Genomic DNA, 1292 nt, shown 5'->3' with positions numbered 1-1292 from the left:
GCGTTCCCGGCCTGGCGGGACACCTCGCTGGCCAAACGCACCCAGGTGCTGTTCGCCTTCCGGGAGCTGCTCAACGAGCGCAAGGGTGAACTGGCCGAGATCATCACCGCCGAGCACGGCAAGGTCGTCTCCGACGCCCTCGGCGAGGTCAGCCGCGGCCAGGAGGTCGTCGAGTTCGCCTGCGGCATCCCCCACCTGCTCAAGGGCGGCTACACCGAGAACGCCTCGACCAACGTCGACGTGCACTCCATCCGCCAGCCCCTGGGCCCGGTCGCGATCATCTCCCCGTTCAACTTCCCCGCCATGGTCCCGATGTGGTTCTTCCCGATCGCCATCGCCACCGGCAACACCGTGGTCCTCAAACCCAGCGAGAAGGACCCCAGCGCCGCGCTGTGGCTGGCCGAGCTGTGGAAACAAGCCGGCCTGCCCGCCGGGGTGTTCAACGTCCTGCAAGGCGACAAGACCGCCGTCGACGAACTGCTCACCAACCCCAAGATCAAATCCGTGAGCTTTGTCGGGTCCACCCCGATCGCCCAGTACGTCTACGCCACCGGCACCGCCGCCGGCAAGCGCGTCCAGGCCCTGGGCGGAGCCAAAAACCACGCCGTGATCCTGCCCGACGCCGACCTGGATCTGGCCGCCGACGCGATGGTCAACGCCGGCTTCGGCTCCGCCGGCGAACGCTGCATGGCCATCTCCGCCTGCGTGGCCGTCGGCCCCATCGCCGACGACCTGGTCGCCAAGATCACCGAACGCACCACCGGGCTCAAGATCGGCGACGGCACCCGCAACACCGACATGGGCCCGCTGGTCACCAAGGCCCACCGCGACAAAGTCGCCTCCTACATCGACGCCGGCGAAGCCGCCGGCGCCAAGGTCGTCGTCGACGGCCGCACCGTCCAGGCCGACGGTGATCAGGACGGGTTCTGGCTGGGCCCCACCCTGCTCGACAACGTCACCCCCGACATGAGCGTCTACACCGACGAGATCTTCGGCCCCGTCCTGTCGGTCGTGCGGGTGGACACCTACGACCAGGCCCTGGACCTGATCAACACCAACCCCTACGGCAACGGCACCGCGATCTTCACCAACGACGGCGGCGCAGCCCGACGCTTCCAAAACGAGGTCGAGGTCGGCATGGTCGGCATCAACGTGCCCATCCCCGTTCCCATGGCCTACTACAGCTTCGGCGGCTGGAAAGCCTCCCTGTTCGGCGACAGCCACGCCCACGGCACCGACGGCGTCCAATTCTTCACCCGCCAAAAAGCCATCACCACCCGCTGGCTCGACCC

At 67.8% G+C, this 1292-nt stretch carries 1 protein-coding gene; it reads left to right on the top strand.

Going from position 1 to position 1292, the window contains the following annotated elements:
* Window positions 1–1292: CoA-acylating methylmalonate-semialdehyde dehydrogenase (locus ACXMYJ_RS29125; protein ID WP_460359547.1), on the top strand; the 1292-nt coding region annotated here is incomplete at both ends.

The organism is Mycobacterium sp. ZZG (assembly GCF_054786995.1).
The sequence above is the reverse complement of the archived record's forward strand: the minus strand, read 5'-3'. Positions and strand labels throughout refer to the sequence as shown.